This window comes from Pedobacter ginsenosidimutans (assembly GCF_001442625.1).
Taxonomy (GTDB): Bacteria; Bacteroidota; Bacteroidia; order Sphingobacteriales; family Sphingobacteriaceae; genus Pedobacter; species Pedobacter ginsenosidimutans.
In genome coordinates this window covers 1-16,788 of the sequence record NZ_LMZQ01000001.1, presented here as the reverse complement: position 1 = coordinate 16,788, position 16,788 = coordinate 1, and the positions used below count along the sequence as shown (strand labels likewise).

At 39.3% G+C, this 16,788-nt stretch carries 10 protein-coding genes and 1 tRNA gene; 9 read left to right on the top strand and 2 right to left on the bottom strand.

The genetic code is table 11. The annotated features are described in order from the left end of the window. Positions 1-16: 16 nt before the first annotated feature. From ASU31_RS00045 to ASU31_RS28070, 3 genes are all read left to right on the top strand, one after another. Positions 17-880 (top strand): hypothetical protein, encoded by an 864-nt coding sequence (locus ASU31_RS00045; RefSeq protein WP_057930353.1) that lies wholly within the window; start codon positions 17-19, stop codon positions 878-880. A gap of 320 nt (positions 881-1,200) precedes the next feature. Further along, positions 1,201-1,377 (top strand): hypothetical protein, encoded by a 177-nt coding sequence (locus ASU31_RS27335; protein WP_157257875.1) that lies wholly within the window; start codon positions 1,201-1,203, stop codon positions 1,375-1,377. 63 nt (positions 1,378-1,440) lie between these two features. Beyond that, the gene (locus ASU31_RS28070; protein WP_425339026.1) at positions 1,441-3,054 is read left to right on the top strand and encodes a recombinase family protein; all 1,614 of its coding nucleotides are present in this window, start codon (positions 1,441-1,443) and stop codon (positions 3,052-3,054) included. Here the strand turns inward: ASU31_RS28070 and ASU31_RS00040 are convergent. After that, positions 3,014-3,087, bottom strand: a tRNA-Met gene (locus ASU31_RS00040). The genes ASU31_RS28070 and ASU31_RS00040 overlap by 41 nt on opposite strands. Positions 3,088-4,160: 1,073 nt before the next feature. On the opposite strand from ASU31_RS00040, the gene ASU31_RS00035 reads away from it, so the two are divergent. The 3 genes from ASU31_RS00035 (at position 4,161) to ASU31_RS00025 (ending at position 7,347) form a co-directional block, all read left to right on the top strand. Continuing rightward, entirely contained in the window at positions 4,161-4,541 is a 381-nt protein-coding gene (locus ASU31_RS00035) for an START-like domain-containing protein (protein ID WP_029278206.1), read from the top strand. Between the two features lie 30 nt (positions 4,542-4,571). Then, positions 4,572-5,996 (top strand): LptF/LptG family permease, encoded by a 1,425-nt coding sequence (locus tag ASU31_RS00030; protein ID WP_057930352.1) that lies wholly within the window; start codon positions 4,572-4,574, stop codon positions 5,994-5,996. Between the two features lie 139 nt (positions 5,997-6,135). Then, complete coding sequence (locus tag ASU31_RS00025) at positions 6,136-7,347, top strand: bifunctional 3,4-dihydroxy-2-butanone-4-phosphate synthase/GTP cyclohydrolase II (RefSeq protein WP_057930351.1); 1,212 nt, start codon at positions 6,136-6,138, stop codon at positions 7,345-7,347. 935 nt (positions 7,348-8,282) lie between these two features. Here ASU31_RS00025 and ASU31_RS00020 read toward each other — a convergent pair. Then, positions 8,283-12,713: a translocation/assembly module TamB domain-containing protein gene (locus ASU31_RS00020; RefSeq protein WP_057930350.1), complete on the bottom strand. Its 4,431-nt coding sequence runs from the start codon at positions 12,711-12,713 to the stop codon at positions 8,283-8,285. A gap of 74 nt (positions 12,714-12,787) precedes the next feature. On the opposite strand from ASU31_RS00020, the gene tsaD reads away from it, so the two are divergent. The 3 genes from tsaD (at position 12,788) to ASU31_RS00005 (ending at position 16,669) form a co-directional block, all read left to right on the top strand. Next, positions 12,788-13,789, top strand: a complete 1,002-nt coding sequence (gene tsaD, locus ASU31_RS00015; RefSeq protein WP_057930349.1) for a tRNA (adenosine(37)-N6)-threonylcarbamoyltransferase complex transferase subunit TsaD — start codon at positions 12,788-12,790, stop codon at positions 13,787-13,789. A 249-nt stretch (positions 13,790-14,038) separates the two neighbouring features. Then, a complete protein-coding gene (locus ASU31_RS00010; RefSeq protein WP_057930348.1) occupies positions 14,039-14,236 on the top strand; it encodes a hypothetical protein in 198 nt (65 codons plus the stop codon). 78 nt (positions 14,237-14,314) lie between these two features. Further along, positions 14,315-16,669, top strand: coding sequence for a TonB-dependent receptor (locus tag ASU31_RS00005; protein WP_057930347.1), 2,355 nt, complete (start codon positions 14,315-14,317; stop codon positions 16,667-16,669). The last annotated feature ends 119 nt before the right edge of the window (positions 16,670-16,788 follow it).

Here is a 16,788-nt window from a genome sequence, read left to right as displayed (position 1 = left end):
AATTATCTTATTATTTATGAATGAGCAAAATTTAGAATACCTTAAAAAGAGCCTGGATTATCTCGGCTTTGGAACGAAATTAAACGATGTTCTAGAGTCAGCGATATCCAGGGAAATTCCTGCCTTTACCCTTGGTGTGAACCAAAGTTACACTTCTGCGCAGGCAAAAAAAAGTCCCGCAGTTGGTAGTGATCAAATGCGGGTTATGTTGAATTTCAACAGATCCAATCAAAGCGATATGTACTTCCTAAACGATTATGAAGTGACCTTGCTTAAAGCAGGAAGTGCATTACCAATCAAGCAGGTATTTGATCTGGAGCGAGATAACCGAATCACTGCACTGCAGGCTTATAAGTTATTATCTGGGAACTCATTAGAACGTGATGTCTATTCAAAGAGCGAAAATGGTGAAGCATCTGAAAAGAAAAAGGTTTGGTTTAAGCTGAACCTGGATGTTCAAGATGCCTACGGAAACCATCCGCTAAAAAAGTTTTATCCCGAATTTAAATTTGATTTATCGGATGCTATTGATAAATATCCTTTCAAGGGCCTGACTGAACTTGGAAAAGAAGGCATGATGAAAATGCTTAGAAGTGGTAACATGGCACAGGCTGATATGTTGGTGGGCAAAAAATCGGTTGCCGTATTTATAACTGCTAATCCACAGTACAAGGGGCTTGATGTTTACGATAAAAATATGGTGGCAATCCGTCAGGATGAGATTTTCCCTAAAGCAGAAAAGGAAAAAAGTAATGAGACTTCCGCCGGGCAAACAGAATCCAAAAAAAGCGAAATTACGGCTTCCAATACCGAAGAGCGCTTCCCCTGGGAAAACCAGCATGATAATGATATATCTCAGAACGGGGAAATTGGTCGATAAATTTTTAGCGGCAAAAGAAAAAATAAGGGAATTAGTAAAGAGAATAGACCATGTCCACGCAAGAGAATTGGTAGCAAAAGTAGAGGTGGGTCTACTGAAGTCAGCTTTGCCAAATTTTTAAAATAACACACAGCAAGAATGTGAGCACTTTGGGTGCCGACAAAGCTCTGGATGCATCTCGCGTCCAGAGTATCTTGCTGTGCGCCAGACATTCCGAGCGATCGCTGAATCGTCGGCAAGATGAACAGTTCTCTCGCATCTACCAATCTTTATATTCCTCAAAATGCCTTTCTTAACTATCGTTACGCTAAATAAGCATCATGGATATAGAATTTGAATTAAATGCAGAAACTATAGTGCGCCAGCATGACTTAACAATAGAAGAGGTGCTATCAAAGCAAATGTTTTCACATTTAACCAAGGAACAGGCGCAGGATGTGATCCTTAACATAAAAAAAATGTCTATAATTATTTTTAATGCAAGTGAAAAAAAGTAACAGAAAACTTGATAAAATTGTTGATTATAAGTATCTTATAATGTAATCAAAAGTGTGTTATTTATGTCAGATATCTTTTTTTTCGATTCATTTGCAAAAGGCAAAAAAAGTAAGAGTGTTTCTAAAAGCCTTGAATGTGTTATCTATACTCGGGTTAGCAGTAAAGAGCAGGCTGATAATTTGAGCTTAGGAACCCAGTTAAAAGCCTGTATGTTATATGCAGAAAAATTCGGATATAATATTGCCGCTCAATTTGGCGGAACATATGAGAGTGCTGAAAATGATGAGAGAAAGCAATTTACTGCGATGCTTTCTTTTGTGAAAAAATTCAAAGGAAAAATATCTTCTATATTAGTGTATAGCCTAGAAAGATTTTCAAGAAATGATAACTCAATCTGGCTTAGTGGAGAGCTTAGGCGTTTAGGGATCGAAATAATTTCTGTAACACAACCTATTGATACCTCAAGCGCTTCAGGACAGATGCAGCAAAAATTACTATTCCTCTTTGGGGAGTTTGATAATCAGCTGAGAAAACAGAAATGTAGCGCTGGAATAAAGGAGATGTTATTGCGTGGCGACTGGCCGACCAGCCCCCCATTAGGATTCGAAATCGACCGTTCTAAAAACAAACGGCAGATTGTTATAAATGCTAAGGGAAGGCTCCTTCGCCAGGCTTTTGAATGGAAGGCGTATGAGAATGTTTCAAATGAGGTGATTCGGGATAGGTTGGCTCAGAGAGGACTGAGGTTGATTCATCAGCGTATATCTGAGATTTTTAGAAATCCCTTTTATTGTGGTCTGATGGTGCATAATATGTTAGAGGGTCAGGTTGTTGCAGGTAATCATGAAAAATTAGTCAGTCGGGAGCTTTTCCTTAAAGTAAATGGCATACTTGATAAGGTTCCTCATGGATTTTCACTCAATGAAGAGAATGTGCATATTCCCTTAAAACGCTTTATGTATTGTGCTGAATGTGAAAAGCCCTTAAGCGGCTATCTTAATAGGAAGAAGAATATCTATTATTACAAATGCAAAACCAAAGCTTGTTGTAATAACAAGAACGCAGATTCTCTTAATTCAAGATTTGCAGACATCCTTGAATTCTTCAAAATTGATGTTGCCAAAGAGTATATCGAATTATTGGTTGAGCAAGTTGCGGCAACATTTAACCAGCTGACCGAAAATAAAAAATCGGACCTTTTAGAGTTGGAAAATAGTCATAGGGAACTGAAACGGAAAGTTGAACGGTTAGAAGAAAGGTATATTGAGGAAGATCTTAGTCAGGAACTTTATAAAAAATATCATGACAGATATTCGGAGGAGAAGAAGGAAATTGAGCGGAATTTGCTGATCCTTTCAAATAAAAGTTCGAACCTTGTAAAGTGTGTTAAGTTGGCAATAGAATATGCCACTCAGCTACCCTTAAAGTGGGTTTCTGGTGATTACCATACTAAGCAGCAACTGCAAGTATTACTGTTCCCTAGTGGTATGAGTTATGATAAGAAAAATGATAAAGTTCGAACCACCGATATAAATTTAGTCTTTTTCTATATTGCTCATTTTCAGCAGATTACGCTTAAAAAAGAAAGAGGCATACCAGAATTAGATCTGAATTATGCCTCTTTCGCCGATTCGGTAGCGGGGAGCAGGATCGAACTGCCGACCTCAGGGTTATGAATCCTGCGCTCTAACCATCTGAGCTACCCCGCCGGGCTTAATATTTACTACATAACGTAAATATCGATGTGGTTATTTTTAAGAGTTGCAAATATAGAATAAATATACATTCTATTAAAAAGAAATGTGAAAAATACTTTAAAGCCTTATTGCTCAGTAAATTTGATTGTTTTTAAGAGGCTGTAATCGTCATTTTAGTCCTTTAGGGGAGCCTGTTTTTAGAAATTAATAACACAACAAAGCGCAGCATTTCGGCGGATACCGCAGAATTAACTGCATTCCTGGTCTTAGTATATGATCAAGTCTATTGCTTACGCTATGTGCGAGGGATATTTCAGCTGACCATTTGTGCTCATAAAATTAATGGTTTCAAAGATTGATTACCCCCTGGTGCTACCAAGTCATCCCCAAGGTAACTTTTGCCGTAGCTGATATTCGCAAATCCTTTACCTTTTAGGTAATAAATTAGGTAACGCCAGGGTAAAGAAAAGGTAACCGTGGGGTAACCCTGGGGTTAACTTGGTGTACAGAAAGGGTAAAGAAAAGGTAAACAAAGGGTAAAGAATAGGTAGAGAAAGGTAAACAAGGGGGTAGAGAAAAGTAAACAACATTTTGCCTCCTATACTGAAATAATTTCAACAATTACCCGCCTTTCTTAACCACATGAGACATATAAGGTTCATATCAGTTCAATCGAAAACTTAAATGGACTAAAATTCCTTATATGGTGAAAGAGGTGGACGCCCGCTTTTTATAACAGATTTAGTGGTATTCTTTACTCCCCACAAAGTGGTCAGCTACGCGGCATCTTTTTCTTAATCATATAAGGTTTATATAAACATCAGATTTTTTATTGGTTAGTATTGCAGATGTTGAGCAGAAATTAGGAGCCGATTAATCAAATACCACCCTGTGTTCATCATCAAAATAGCCCTCTGGCATGAACTAACGAGGCGAATGACCATTGACTAATGAACTAATGACCAATGAACTGATGCACCTGGAACCAATAAAAATTATATTGTTGCAGATATAGAATAAATTACCTTTCTTTAGAAAAATAATATTAAAAAATAGTCCGGAAATTATCCTGGTAGTGTACTAACATGGCAGAAAAGAAAAAATTTACACTAGAGTACGAAGTTAGATCGTCACCAAGAATATTGTATAGTTTTATAAGTGAGCCAAACGGCTTATCGCAATGGTTTGCGGACGATGTAAATTTCCGTGATCAGGTATATACTTTTACCTGGGATGATGAGCAGCAAAAAGCAAAACTGGTTTCCATTAAAGAAAATAAGCTGGTTAAATTTAAGTGGCTGGATGATGAACCTCAATGTTACTTTGAGATGGAAATTGTACAGGACGAACTAACCAATGATGTTGCCCTCTCGATTACTGATTTTACGACCGATGAGCTTCTTGCAGAGAAAAAATTAATCTGGGATAACCAGATCGATTACCTGATTAGCGTATTGGGTGCGTAATATTATCTTCGTATTGTTTACCTTTGTAAGGTGAAAAAAATACATCTTCTATTAATAAAAGCATTTGTGAAGCCATTCATAGCAACATTTTTTGTTATGATGTTTATTCTATTGATGTTTTTTCTGTTTAAATGGATTGATGATTTAATTGGAAAAGGTTTCGAATGGTACACCATTCTGGAGCTGATGTATTATGCCTCGGCCGCCAACGTATCGATGGCGCTGCCACTATCGGTACTGCTTTCATCCATCATGACTTTTGGTACACTGGGCGAAAATTATGAGCTGGTGGCCATTAAATCGGCGGGGATTTCTTTACAGAAAGCCATGCGCCCCCTGTTTGTGGTGATTTTGATGCTCACCATAGCCTCCTTCTTTTTTGCCAACTACATGCTGCCTAAGGCCAACCTCAAATTTGGCTCACTACTGTACGATGTCAGGAACAAAAAACTTTCATTTTTAATCAAACCAGGGGTTTTTAATAATGCCATTCCGGGTTATGCCATCCGTGTCGATTCGAAAGAGGAAGACGGCACGCTGCACAATATCATGATTTACGATCACCGCGAAAATAACGGGATTCCGAAAGTAATTCTGGCCAGAGAGGGTAAAATGAATAAAACTGCCGATGGTAAATATTTGGTGCTTTACCTTAAAAATGGTATACAGTACGAAGAGCAGTCTTCGAAAAACGGGATGTACAACCCACGGCAGATTTTTACTCGGAACCGTTTTAAAGAGACCTCACCGCGTTTCGATATGTCGTCTTTTGATGGCAATACCACCGATCCGAATGCTTTTGGAAACAGTACGCCCATGTTAAACCTGAAAGGGATTGTTAAAAAGCGCGACTCGCTGACCAAGCAATTGGATACCATGAAAATGCAGACCATTGCCAACCTCACCAGCAACTTTAAGCAGTTTAATGTAACTAAAGGTTATACCAAAGTAAAAGCCGCACCGAAAGAGATTGATGATGTAATACTGAAGAGTATCCCGAACGGATCGCGGAAACTGGCCCTCGATAATGCAAACAATACGGTGGCAAATATTATGCAGCACGTACCCAACTGGGGCCCGCGCCAAACCGATTTAACCGGCGAGATTATTTTTACCACAGTAGAATACCAGCGTAAATTTACCCTGGCTGCATCCTGTATCCTCTTGTTTTTCATAGGTGCACCATTGGGTGCCATTATTAGAAAAGGGGGCATGGGTTTACCTGTGGTGGTAGCCATTTGTTTCTTCCTGGTGTACCACATTATTACCACGGTGGCCGAAAAATCGGCACGCGAAGGTAATTTAAACCCAATATTCGGAATGTGGATTGCCGTAATTGTTTTATCGCCTCTGGCAGCCTTTTTAACCTATAAAGCTACAGTAGACTCGGCCTTGTTTGATGTAAATTACTACAAACAGCTCTTCGTTCAGCTGTTTAAAAAGAAGAAAAAATAGGCGCCTTTTCCTTTACTTACAGATGATATTTTAATCCAAATATTGCTCAATAAGGTTGTACATTTGTACGGGTTATTGTTTGTGGTAAAAACTGATTTTAACACGCTTTACACAACATTTGCCCCATAATGTTTATAAAATGCAAACAAAATTAAACACAATAGAAGAGGCCATCGCAGATATAAAAGCTGGTAAAGTGATTATTGTTGTAGATGACGAGAATAGAGAGAACGAAGGTGATTTTTTAACGGCAGCCGAAAATGCAACGCCAGAGATCATCAATTTTATGGCTACTTACGGCCGTGGTTTAATCTGTGCGCCCTTAACAGAAGAACGTTGTAAAGAGTTAAACCTGAACCTGATGGTGGGTAAAAATACAGCCGCTTACGAAACTAATTTTACGGTTTCCGTAGATCTGGTTGGACACGGTTGTACCACAGGGATCTCAGCAAGCGACCGCTCTAAAACCATGCTGGCCCTGGTTAATCCTAAAACCAACCCAGAAGAGCTGGGCAGACCAGGACATATTTTTCCTTTAATTGCCAAAGATGGTGGCGTAATCCGTCGTGCTGGTCATACAGAGGCTGCGGTAGATTTGGCGCGTTTAGCGGGCATGAAACCTGCAGGTTTATTGGTAGAGATTTTAAAAGAAGATGGCGAAATGGCCAGACTTCCTGATTTGTTTAAAATTGCCGAACAGCACCAGTTAAAAATTATATCAATAGAAGATTTAATCGCTTACCGTTTAACCATAGATAGTTTGATTAAACAAGAGGTGAGCATCGATTTACCTACCGCTTGGGGTGATTTTAAAATGACAGCTTATACGCAGTTAGATAACAATGCCACCCATTTAGCCATTTCTAAAGGCGATTGGAATGCCAACGAACCGATTTTAGCACGTGTACACAGCTCTTGTGTAACGGGCGATATCTTTGGGTCTTGCCGTTGCGATTGTGGTCCGCAGTTGCACAAGGCACTAGAAATGATCGAGAAAGAAGGTAAAGGTATAGTGGTATACATGAACCAGGAGGGTAGGGGTATCGGACTGATTAATAAATTACGTTCGTACAACTTACAGGATGCCGGTTTCGATACGGTAGAAGCGAATATTAAATTAGGCTTTAAAGGCGACGAACGCGATTATGGTGTAGGCGCGCAGATCCTGCGATCGGAAGGGGTGACTAAAATGCGTTTAATGAGTAATAACCCAACCAAAAGAGCTGGTTTAATTGGTTATGGCTTAGAAGTGGTGGAAAACATCCCCATCGAAATTGCAAGTAATGTACATAACGAGCGTTATTTAACCACCAAAAGAGATAAAATGGGCCATTCGATTATGAAAGGATAATTCAGTTGACAGTTGACAGTTTGGATTGTGCGAACTGAAAATTGTTAATTGAAAACGTATACAAGACCAACAGTTGAACAGGTGTTCGATTGTTGGTTTTTTTGTTTTTTATTGGTCAGTGTCTTGCCAGCCAAATAGATAATGATTCTATTTCATGTTGTTCACACTGATTAAGTTTCGGTCGGTGGGACACCAACCGATAGGTAAGGAGATAAACGGTCTAGATGTATCGTCATCTCGACTGTAGTGTTCCAAAGGAACTCCTTTGAAGGAGAGATCTTTTAATATAGTCCACAGATCTCTCCAATAGATTTCTTCCAACCTTTGCGTATAATTGTCATTTCGACCGGAGTGTAACGGAGTGGAGAAATCTATTTAAAAATCGGGCGTCATTCCAAGGGCGTTCGTCCTCCTGAACTTGTTTCAGGATCTTTATAACCTGATTTCGATTAATATTAGCAGTATGTATCTGCTTTTTATCGCTTCTAATCCAGGCGTCCCGTCATGCTGATCCGATAGCTATCGGATTTGTTTTATTAGTTGTGTTTATTGTTTAATGGTCTAATAGCTGCTTCGTGGTCAGGATCTATGTTGTGTGTGGTTCTAGTAATTAATTAAAGACTAGCATGCAATAGGCATTAAGATTCCCGCCTGCGCGGGAATGACGACCGCTATAATCTAGGTAAGGAGATAAACGGTCTCGAAGTATGGTCATCTCGACCGTAGTGTTCCAAAGGAACTCCTTTGGAGGAGAGATCTTTTAATGTAGTCCACAGACCTCTCCGCTACGCTTTGCTCCGGTCGAGATGACGCCGATTTTTAGAATCTGTCATTGATAGCCAGTCTGACAATACCTATGCTTAACTTAATGGCATTGCCCGCCCCGTCTAATGGACCAATGACCAATAAACTATTGACTAATGAACCAACCCCCTCTACCTCCTCTGGTTCCCTTTACTCTGATTGATAATTGCTTCTTTATTGATCGATTTATTTGTTTTAACAGGAGCCTGGCTTTGTTTCCGCTTTAAATTTCGACGGTAAGCACCAGAAATTTTCTGAATAAACTCCTTAAATGTATCAAATTGCTGGGTATACACTAAACCAAAAGAGGTTACGTTTGCCGTTGAGCTAATCCCGCTGTTTAGGAAGATACTTTGTTGCGTAGGTGGTTTATTTGCGGCCTTAATGGTTAAGCTTCCATCTTTTTTAATTAAGAAAAGGGCCTCAACCTCTCTGCCTACGTTGTCTTTAGAGAAATCGATAACCGTAAAATCGTTCACACTGTTCCGGTCTACAATACCTGCGTTGATGATTAAACGATCGCTAAAAAATTTGAACGATGCATTGGCCTCGCTCAAGGAGCGTACATTCAGATCGACAAAGTTTAAGTTTAATGAAGAAAGTACATTGTTAAACTGGTTAAATACCAACTCGGTAGCTGTACTGGCTGCGGTAGAACTGAGCTGGTTCCCGATCGATTCTCCTCCGTTTCCTGGGGCAAAACTTCTTCTGATAATTAAACTGAAAGCCTGCAGGTTCAGGTTGTTCTGATCGCTGAAATAGGTTTGCAGTTCTTCTTTGATAGAGGGCTGAGCAGGGAAGTTAATATCAAGTTTGATATCTGGTTTTAAAAGTAAACCTGTTAAGCCCATCTCAACCTCGGTATTTACCCTTTGGTTGGCATTACTACTGGCATCGCGGTTGGCTGCTTTATAAAGGTCGTTCAAACTCGCCCTCAAAGCATATACTGCTTTTAAGTTTATCTGTGCAGCTGTAGGATTACCTGTCCAGCGGATGGTTCCACCTTGCCGGATTTCGAATTTTTTGTTGATGACCTCCTGGGCCGTAAAATCGAAACTTCCGGTCTCGATGATATAATCGCCAGACATTTCGAAATCGCCGAAACTGTTGATGTTTAAGTTCAGCTCGGCATTACCCTTGCCACTTAAATTACCCAGGGTAGTAAATATATTCGCCGTGGTATTCGGGTCGATGGTTAATTTGAAGGTTAGGGTAAGGCCATCAAAGTTGGTCTTTTTCTTAACCAGAACGGTCGAATCGCGGCTTACAAAATTAATGAAATCTTTATCCGATATGGTTTCTGAACTGTTTAAAGGCAGGTTAAACACGGTTCCTTTCTCCGTTTTCGCCTTAATATCGATTTTCATTTTATTGGTAGGCCCCGTAAACGTAAATACACCTGTGCCATAAGCACGGCCATAGTATATCGAATTGTCTTTCGCGGTAGTGTTTAAGGCCATTAAACTGTTCGCATTTACCTTTACATTCAATGTGGGGTAGTTAATGTCGTTTAAATCTACGGTGCCGTTTGCGGTGGCTTCGTGGCCTTCCAGGTCCTTAAGCTCAAAATCGCCGAGTTGAACTACGCTGTTATTTATTTCCACATCATCGGTAATTACATAAGTGGTTTTAAGGTAGTTTACCATGAGCTGGCCTTTATCTAGCGCTACAGTTCCGTTAATTTCTGGCTTTTCGAATTTTCCCTTTACCGTTAAATCGGCAGAGATGTTCCCTTTTAAATTCGATACCAGTTGTTTAACGAAAGGCTCAAGGATAGTGAGCTTGCTCTCATCCATTTTTACAGCAAGGTCGATTTCTTTTTCTTTTAGATCGAGGTTTCCGGTCAGCTTAAAAGTCTCCGAATCGTCGGCCATGATGCGGGTAAATACGTTGATTTTTTTGCTTTCGTTGCTGTACGATGAGGTATCGGTTAAAGTACCGATATAGATATCGTTAAAATTTAATGAATCGATCTTTAAATCGTCGGTTACCCTTGGTGCTTTTAATATACCGTACAGATCGGTTGTGCCGTTCAGGTTTCCGCCCAGTTTAACACCAAAACCTTTGGTAAAAGGGTTGAGGGTTTTTAGGTTGAAATCTTTAAAGCCAACACTAATTAAATCTTTAGGGTCTTCCGAAATTAATCCATCAATAATAACCTGCTGCTTTCCGTTGGTTAAATCGAAATTAGTGATCTCGGTTTTACCATTGTTGAGCACAATGCGTACCTTCTCCTGGATGCGCCATTCCTCGTTGTTGATTTTTAAGATTGATGGCAATACGCTTAGCCTTGCCGTGGTATCCTGGTTTTTGGTAAATTCTACCAGGCCGTTTAAATCGAGCTGATTGTCCTCTTCGGCGTTCGACATTTTTACGTTAAAAGCCAAACTGTCATTCCGCAGGATGTTGGAAATGTTTACATCTTTAATAAACAAACTATCGTTAATCTGCACCCGGTCGGAAGTTACAATCAGTTGAAGCTGTTGTGTGGTGGTATTTTCATCGAGGATGATATTGTTTACCACTATACCATTGTACTTTAGTTTCTTAACAAAGCCGTTCAGCGTTGCAGTATTGTTGCGCGAATCGAAATCGCCGGTTACTGTAGCCCCTTCTTCTAATTCTAAACCCGGTACAAATATCTGCGCCAGCGGTTCGAACTTTTTAACCTTTAGATTGAACTGAAAAATCTGGTTCTTGTATTTGATAATATCGGCCTTTAACGAAGGGATATACGTTTTGGCGATGGCTTTGTAATAAGAAACAATAGAATTTAGATCGTACTCGCCTTTAATACTGGCATCTAAAATATCTGATCGGATATCCAGTACGCGGCTGGCACCCGTTCCGGCGGCCATTAACTGTACCGAATCTACACTATAGATACCCTTCGGGTTTTGCAGCCTGATTTGTTCTATTAATAATTTACCCGATATATTATTCAGGTTGGTGCCTGAGAAATTGGTGGTAAATTTAGCATCAACCTGCAACGAATCTTTCAGGAGCTTTAAAGCCTTTAATCTTGCTTTAGAAATGGTGGCATTAAAGTTAAATACCGGCAATTTAGGATTTAGGTTTACCCCGCCATCAAAAACCAGTTTAACGTTACGGTCGTTAATGCTCAGCTTGCCATCGAAATACTTTTTGTTAAAAGTTCCGTCAATCTTTACATTATGGTAACGGTAATTATTAAAGTCGATATAGTCTACATCGCCGTTTATCTTCTCGGTTAAATCTTTAAGCTCGGTGCCGCGGCCCTTAACGTATAGCGAGGAGCTGATACGGCCAAGGCTTTTTTCGTCAATCAGGTTGCCAAGGTTAAAATCGTAGGTTTTTACGTTCCCGGTATAAGACGGAACATCATTTTTATCGATTTTCATGTTCACATCCGAAACAATACGGCCAAGTTTGGTTTTAAATTCGCCGTATGCAATAAAGTCGTTCTGGAAACCGGTAAAACTTCCGTTAAAGTTAATGTTGCCGAATTTATTTACAATTACCGGAACAATTTTCTTTTTGCTGTTGGTAATGCCTGCCAGCACTTCCTCCAGGTCGGTTTTATTTGTTCCCGCCATTTCAATGTTGAGGTCCATAAAGGTCTCTTTCCATTTTGGCAGTCCCTTTAAGATAAAATCGCCTTTAATGTGTGTGGCCCTTCCGGTTCTTAACGACAGTTTTTTAGCTTTAAGGTTGTTCACTAAACCAGTAATCTGGCCATCAACATCCAGATCAAGTTTCATGGTGTTCATTTCTGGCGCAAAAAAAGCAACGTCTCTTGAACTGATGTGGCTATCTTTAAAAATGGCCTTCATCCGCACATTATCTACATAATGGTTAAAGTCTTTATAACTTTTAAACCGCATCTGGTAGTAATCGGTTAAACGGCTCTGATTGGTTTCCAGCAATAGGTTTTTCAGCTCGATGGCATTACTGTCTATCGTGGTTTGGGCCGTTAAGTTTTTAAGGTAAAACCCACTACGCTCTTTAAAAGTGAGGTTTTTAATATTGGTTTTAATCAAATGATTTTTGGTGTCGAGCCCTTCAAAAATTCCGCTCAACTCTTTAACACTTACGTTTTCGAAGTTTACACTTTTACCCTGGATGGTATCTTTTGCCCTGTAGTTGATGTACCTGAAGGCAAATTTATTTAGGATAATGCGGCCAATATTAATATCGTATGGTTTGCTTTTCTTTTTCTTTACAGTGGGTTTACCAGAATCGAAGTAGTTTATAATGAAATCGAGATTAGAAGACTTATCTTTGAAATCCTTTAGGAAAAACTGCCCATTGTTAATTTGAACGGTATTGATATCAATGATCTTTTTATCAATGGATAATTGATTAATATCCACCATAAATTGTGGCGTGCTTAGTAAAGTGTCTTTTTGTAAATCTAAAACCAATAAATCTTCGAGTACAATAGATTTAAATGGTTTGATGTAGAGACTCTTTATTGATACGGTGGTTTTAAGCTCTTTAGATAAATATGCAGCAGCCTTCTGCGCAAAATAAGTTTGAACAGGCTTAAATTGTAGCGAAAAAATAAGAAGCGCAAGCAGCAAGATTATTGATGCGATTACCCAAAGGAGTATTTTAAATAGTTTTTTAATAATTTTGCAGCTTAAATATTAATAATTTGTCTGTTATACTTGCTATCGAGTCTTCTTGCGATGATACATCCGTTGCTATTTGTAACAACGGCAAAATTACTGCCAATGTTATTGCAAACCAAACAATTCATCAAAATTATGGTGGTGTTATACCTGAATTAGCTTCAAGGGTACATCAACAAAATATTGTGCCTGCCGTACAACAAGCTTTGATTAATGCTAAAGTTACAAAACAGGACATTAATGCCGTAGCTTTTACACGTGGCCCCGGTCTTTTAGGATCGTTGCTGGTTGGTGTTTCTTTCGCAAAATCTTTTGCATTAGCTTTAAATATACCTTTAATTTCTGTCAATCATATGCATGCGCATATCTTGGCGCACTTTATTGATGATCCTAAGCCAGGTTTTCCGTTTATCTGTTTAACCGTTTCGGGCGGGCACACGCAGATTGTGCTGGTAAAAGATTACTTTGACATGGAAATAGTTGGCGAAACATTAGACGATGCTGCAGGCGAAGCTTTTGATAAAACCGCTAAATTACTGGCCTTGCCTTATCCTGGTGGACCATTGATCGATAAACATGCGCAGCATGGAAATCCGTTGGCCTTTAAATTTGCCGAACCGCAAATTGCCGATCTGAATTTTAGCTTTAGCGGTTTTAAAACTTCTATTCTTTATTTTATCAGGAAGCAGGAAAAAGAGAACCCTGATTTTATTGCCGAAAATTTAGATGATATTTGTGCATCAGTTCAACATAGCATTGTGCAGATTTTGCTGAATAAGTTAAAGAAAGCAGCAAAACAATACGGAATTAATGAAATTGCTATTGCAGGAGGTGTTTCGGCGAACTCCGGTTTAAGAAATGGATTACAGCAAACTGCCGATGAACTGGGCTGGAAGGTTTATATCCCCGCTTTTCAATACTGTACAGATAATGCAGGCATGATCGCCATAGCAGGCTACCAGAAATACCTGAAAAAGGATTTCGTAGGGCAGGATGTTTCGCCATTGGCGAGGATGGAGTTTTAGTTTTGGTTCATTGGTCATTAGTTTATGGTTAATTGCCTGGAGTAGTTAACTGTTAACGGTAAACTGGCAATTGAAAACTGGTTAATTCCCTCGTTCGTCATCCGATAGCTATCGGATGCGAGGAACAAAGCAATCTTATTACGGTGGTTAACGCAATATACCTCCGTGTTTCTGTGCTTCCGTGGCAAAAAACTGTAAACCGCCAATTGAAAACTGGCAAAGAGAATTGTTTAAATTGAATTTATATATATGACTGGAGCATCTTTAATATTTTGGATTGTTTGTGCGATACCGCTAATCGGTATTTTATATTGGTTGATCAGAAATGATAAAAACAAACTAAAAGGAAGCTGGGGCGTAATTATCCTGGGTGCTTTGGTTATTGCTGCGCTTTTGGTAATTGTATATGTAACTAAAGACTTTAGCGCCATTTTTAGTCAGAATTAAAAGAATATCTCTCTTAATCTTATTTAGACCTAATCTATTTAAGGTCGATTGCCTATCTTTGCCACAAATTAAAGATAGATGAAAAAAATTATACTGATCGTTACGGTCTTTTTACTTAATCTCCTTCGCGTGCATGCACAGAACGTTAAGGTTGAAGGGTATGTTAAAGACAAAAAAAGCGAAATCCCATATGTAACCGTTTCCCTGTTAGGGCAAAAAGTTCAAACAGATAGCAGAGGTTATTACTCATTGTACATCAAAAGCAATGTTCCTTTTAAAATCGATATTAATGCCGTGGGTTACAAAACGTTTACCCAGCATATTTTATCGGTTAAAAACGATACTACTATAAATGTTGCCCTGGAAGCATTAAGCAATACGCTTGATGACGTTGTGATTTCTACTTCCAGGAAACCGGAGGATATTAGAAACGTTACCACTTCGGTAAGTATTGTAAATAAGAAAAAGCTCGAAAAAGAGATGGCCATTAACCCTGATCTGAGTGCTATACTCGCCAATCAGGTACCTGGTTTTGCACCTACTGCACAAACAGGTAATAATGTGGGTCAGAATTTAAGAGGTAGACCCATGTTGGTGATGATTGATGGTGTTTCGCAGTCTTCGCCGTTAAGAAATGCCGAGGTGGATTTAAGATCCATTGATCCTTCGGTATTGGAGCGCATAGAGGTAGTAAAAGGCGCAACCGCAATTTATGGAAACGGTGCTGCCGGAGGATTGGTAAATTATATTACCATGGTTCCGGATACCGGGGCAAGGTTTGCCGGTAAAACCCAGATCAATTTAAACGGTTCGCTGGTAAAGGTAAAAAACGCTGAGGGCGGAAGGATTAACCAAATGTTTTATGGCAAACTTGGAAAGTTCGATTATGTGGTGAGTGGTATGTACGAGCAAACCGGGGAGTATAAAGATGCAAAGGGCGATGTTGTAGGTCCTAATTATAGTTTAGGTGAAACCGACAGCTATAATGCTTTTGCCAAGTTTGGTTATGCACCTGCAAAAAATCAACGTATCCAGCTTACCTATAATACATACAGCAGTTTACAGAACAGTAATTTTACTTTGGTAAACGGTAATCTGGCAACTGGTCAGAAAGCAACGGGTGTTTTAGGAAAGCCGCTTGGCATCCCAACCGGAGTTGATTATAACCACAATTTAAATCTATCGTACAAGATTGACAGTACTTTTCTTAATTCGAGTTTGAACGTAGATGTTTACTACGAAACCCGTAAAGATGTTTTTTATGTTTCTCTAGGCCGCTTTGATGGAGGTGATGGACAATCGCTTGCCAAGAACGATAAAAAAGGAGCACGTTTGTTTTTGGAAACGCCAATATTGAATCTTGATTTCTTAAAAGCAAGGATTGCCTATGGTGCCGATTTTATGAAAGATAAAACTGCTCAGCCACTGGTAGATGGCAGGGTGTGGGTACCAACCATGGATATGACCAATATTGCTCCATTTGCCCAGGCAGATTTTAATATTTTAAGAAAGCTCGTATTCAAAACCGGACTGCGTTACGAAAATGTAAACATAGCAGTTGATGATTACCGTACTTTAAGAACTACGGGTGCCAATAATAGCACCATTACACCTTCTTTCGACGTAACCGGAGGCAATTTGAAATACAGTACCTATCTTTTTAATGCAGGATTAAGGTACAACCAATTTAATGTTTTTAGTCCATTTGTAAGTTTCTCTCAAGGCTTTTCTGTAATGGATATCGGGCTTGCTTTGCGCGATGCAAAAGTAAATAGTATCGATAAGATCAATACCGATGCGGTAAAAGTTAATAATTACGAGGCAGGTTTTGAAAGCAGGATTGCTGGACTAACATTTTCTGCTTCAGGATACATCAGTACTTCTAAGTTAGGTATTGAAGTGGTTTACGATCCTGCTACCGGTTTATTTAATACCGCCAGAAATCCTGAAAAAATTTATGGTTTTGAGCTGGCCGCTGATTACCGTTTGCTGGATGAACTGGGGTTATCTGCAAGTTATAGTTATACGGAAGGTAAACGTGATATCGATAAAAACGGAAAGTTTAACGATGACGGGGATCTGTACCTAAACGGCCGCCGCATTTCTGCACCTAAAGTTACGGCTTCGGTAAGCTATAGCCCGTTAAAGGTATTAGATTTAACATTGAATTATACCGGGATCAATTCCCGCAATAGATTTGAGAAAAACAGCAATGGGGTATACAATGGAAACGAAGGTGCAGTAAAAGCCTATCATCTATTCAGTTTTGCCGGGATTTACCAGGTTAAAAAGAACACTAAACTTAGTTTAGGCGTTGATAATATTTTTAACCAGGATTATTTTCCTGCCAGGGCGCAATGGTTTATGCAGCCAGGTTTTTACTCAAAAGGGAGAGGTACTGCTGTAAATTTTGGAATTTCGGTTAGTTATTAACCAAATTCTAAAATAGAAAAAGAGGCTGTCTTATAAATATAGAGTTGTCATCCTGAGCTTGTCGAAGGACCTGTTTTAAATGTCTTACAAGGCGTTTCGACAGGCTCAACGTGACAAAT

Bases quoted from the DNA above. Each gene is read 5' to 3' on its own strand.
- ASU31_RS00045 (WP_057930353.1), top strand. From the start codon at position 17: ATGAATGAGCAAAATTTAGAATACCTTAAAAAGAGCCTGGATTATCTC.
- ASU31_RS27335 (WP_157257875.1), top strand. From the start codon at position 1,201: ATGGATATAGAATTTGAATTAAATGCAGAAACTATAGTGCGCCAGCAT.
- ASU31_RS28070 (WP_425339026.1), top strand. From the start codon at position 1,441: ATGTCAGATATCTTTTTTTTCGATTCATTTGCAAAAGGCAAAAAAAGT.
- ASU31_RS00035 (WP_029278206.1), top strand. From the start codon at position 4,161: ATGGCAGAAAAGAAAAAATTTACACTAGAGTACGAAGTTAGATCGTCA.
- ASU31_RS00025 (WP_057930351.1), top strand. From the start codon at position 6,136: ATGCAAACAAAATTAAACACAATAGAAGAGGCCATCGCAGATATAAAA.
- ASU31_RS00010 (WP_057930348.1), top strand. From the start codon at position 14,039: ATGACTGGAGCATCTTTAATATTTTGGATTGTTTGTGCGATACCGCTA.
- ASU31_RS00005 (WP_057930347.1), top strand. From the start codon at position 14,315: ATGAAAAAAATTATACTGATCGTTACGGTCTTTTTACTTAATCTCCTT.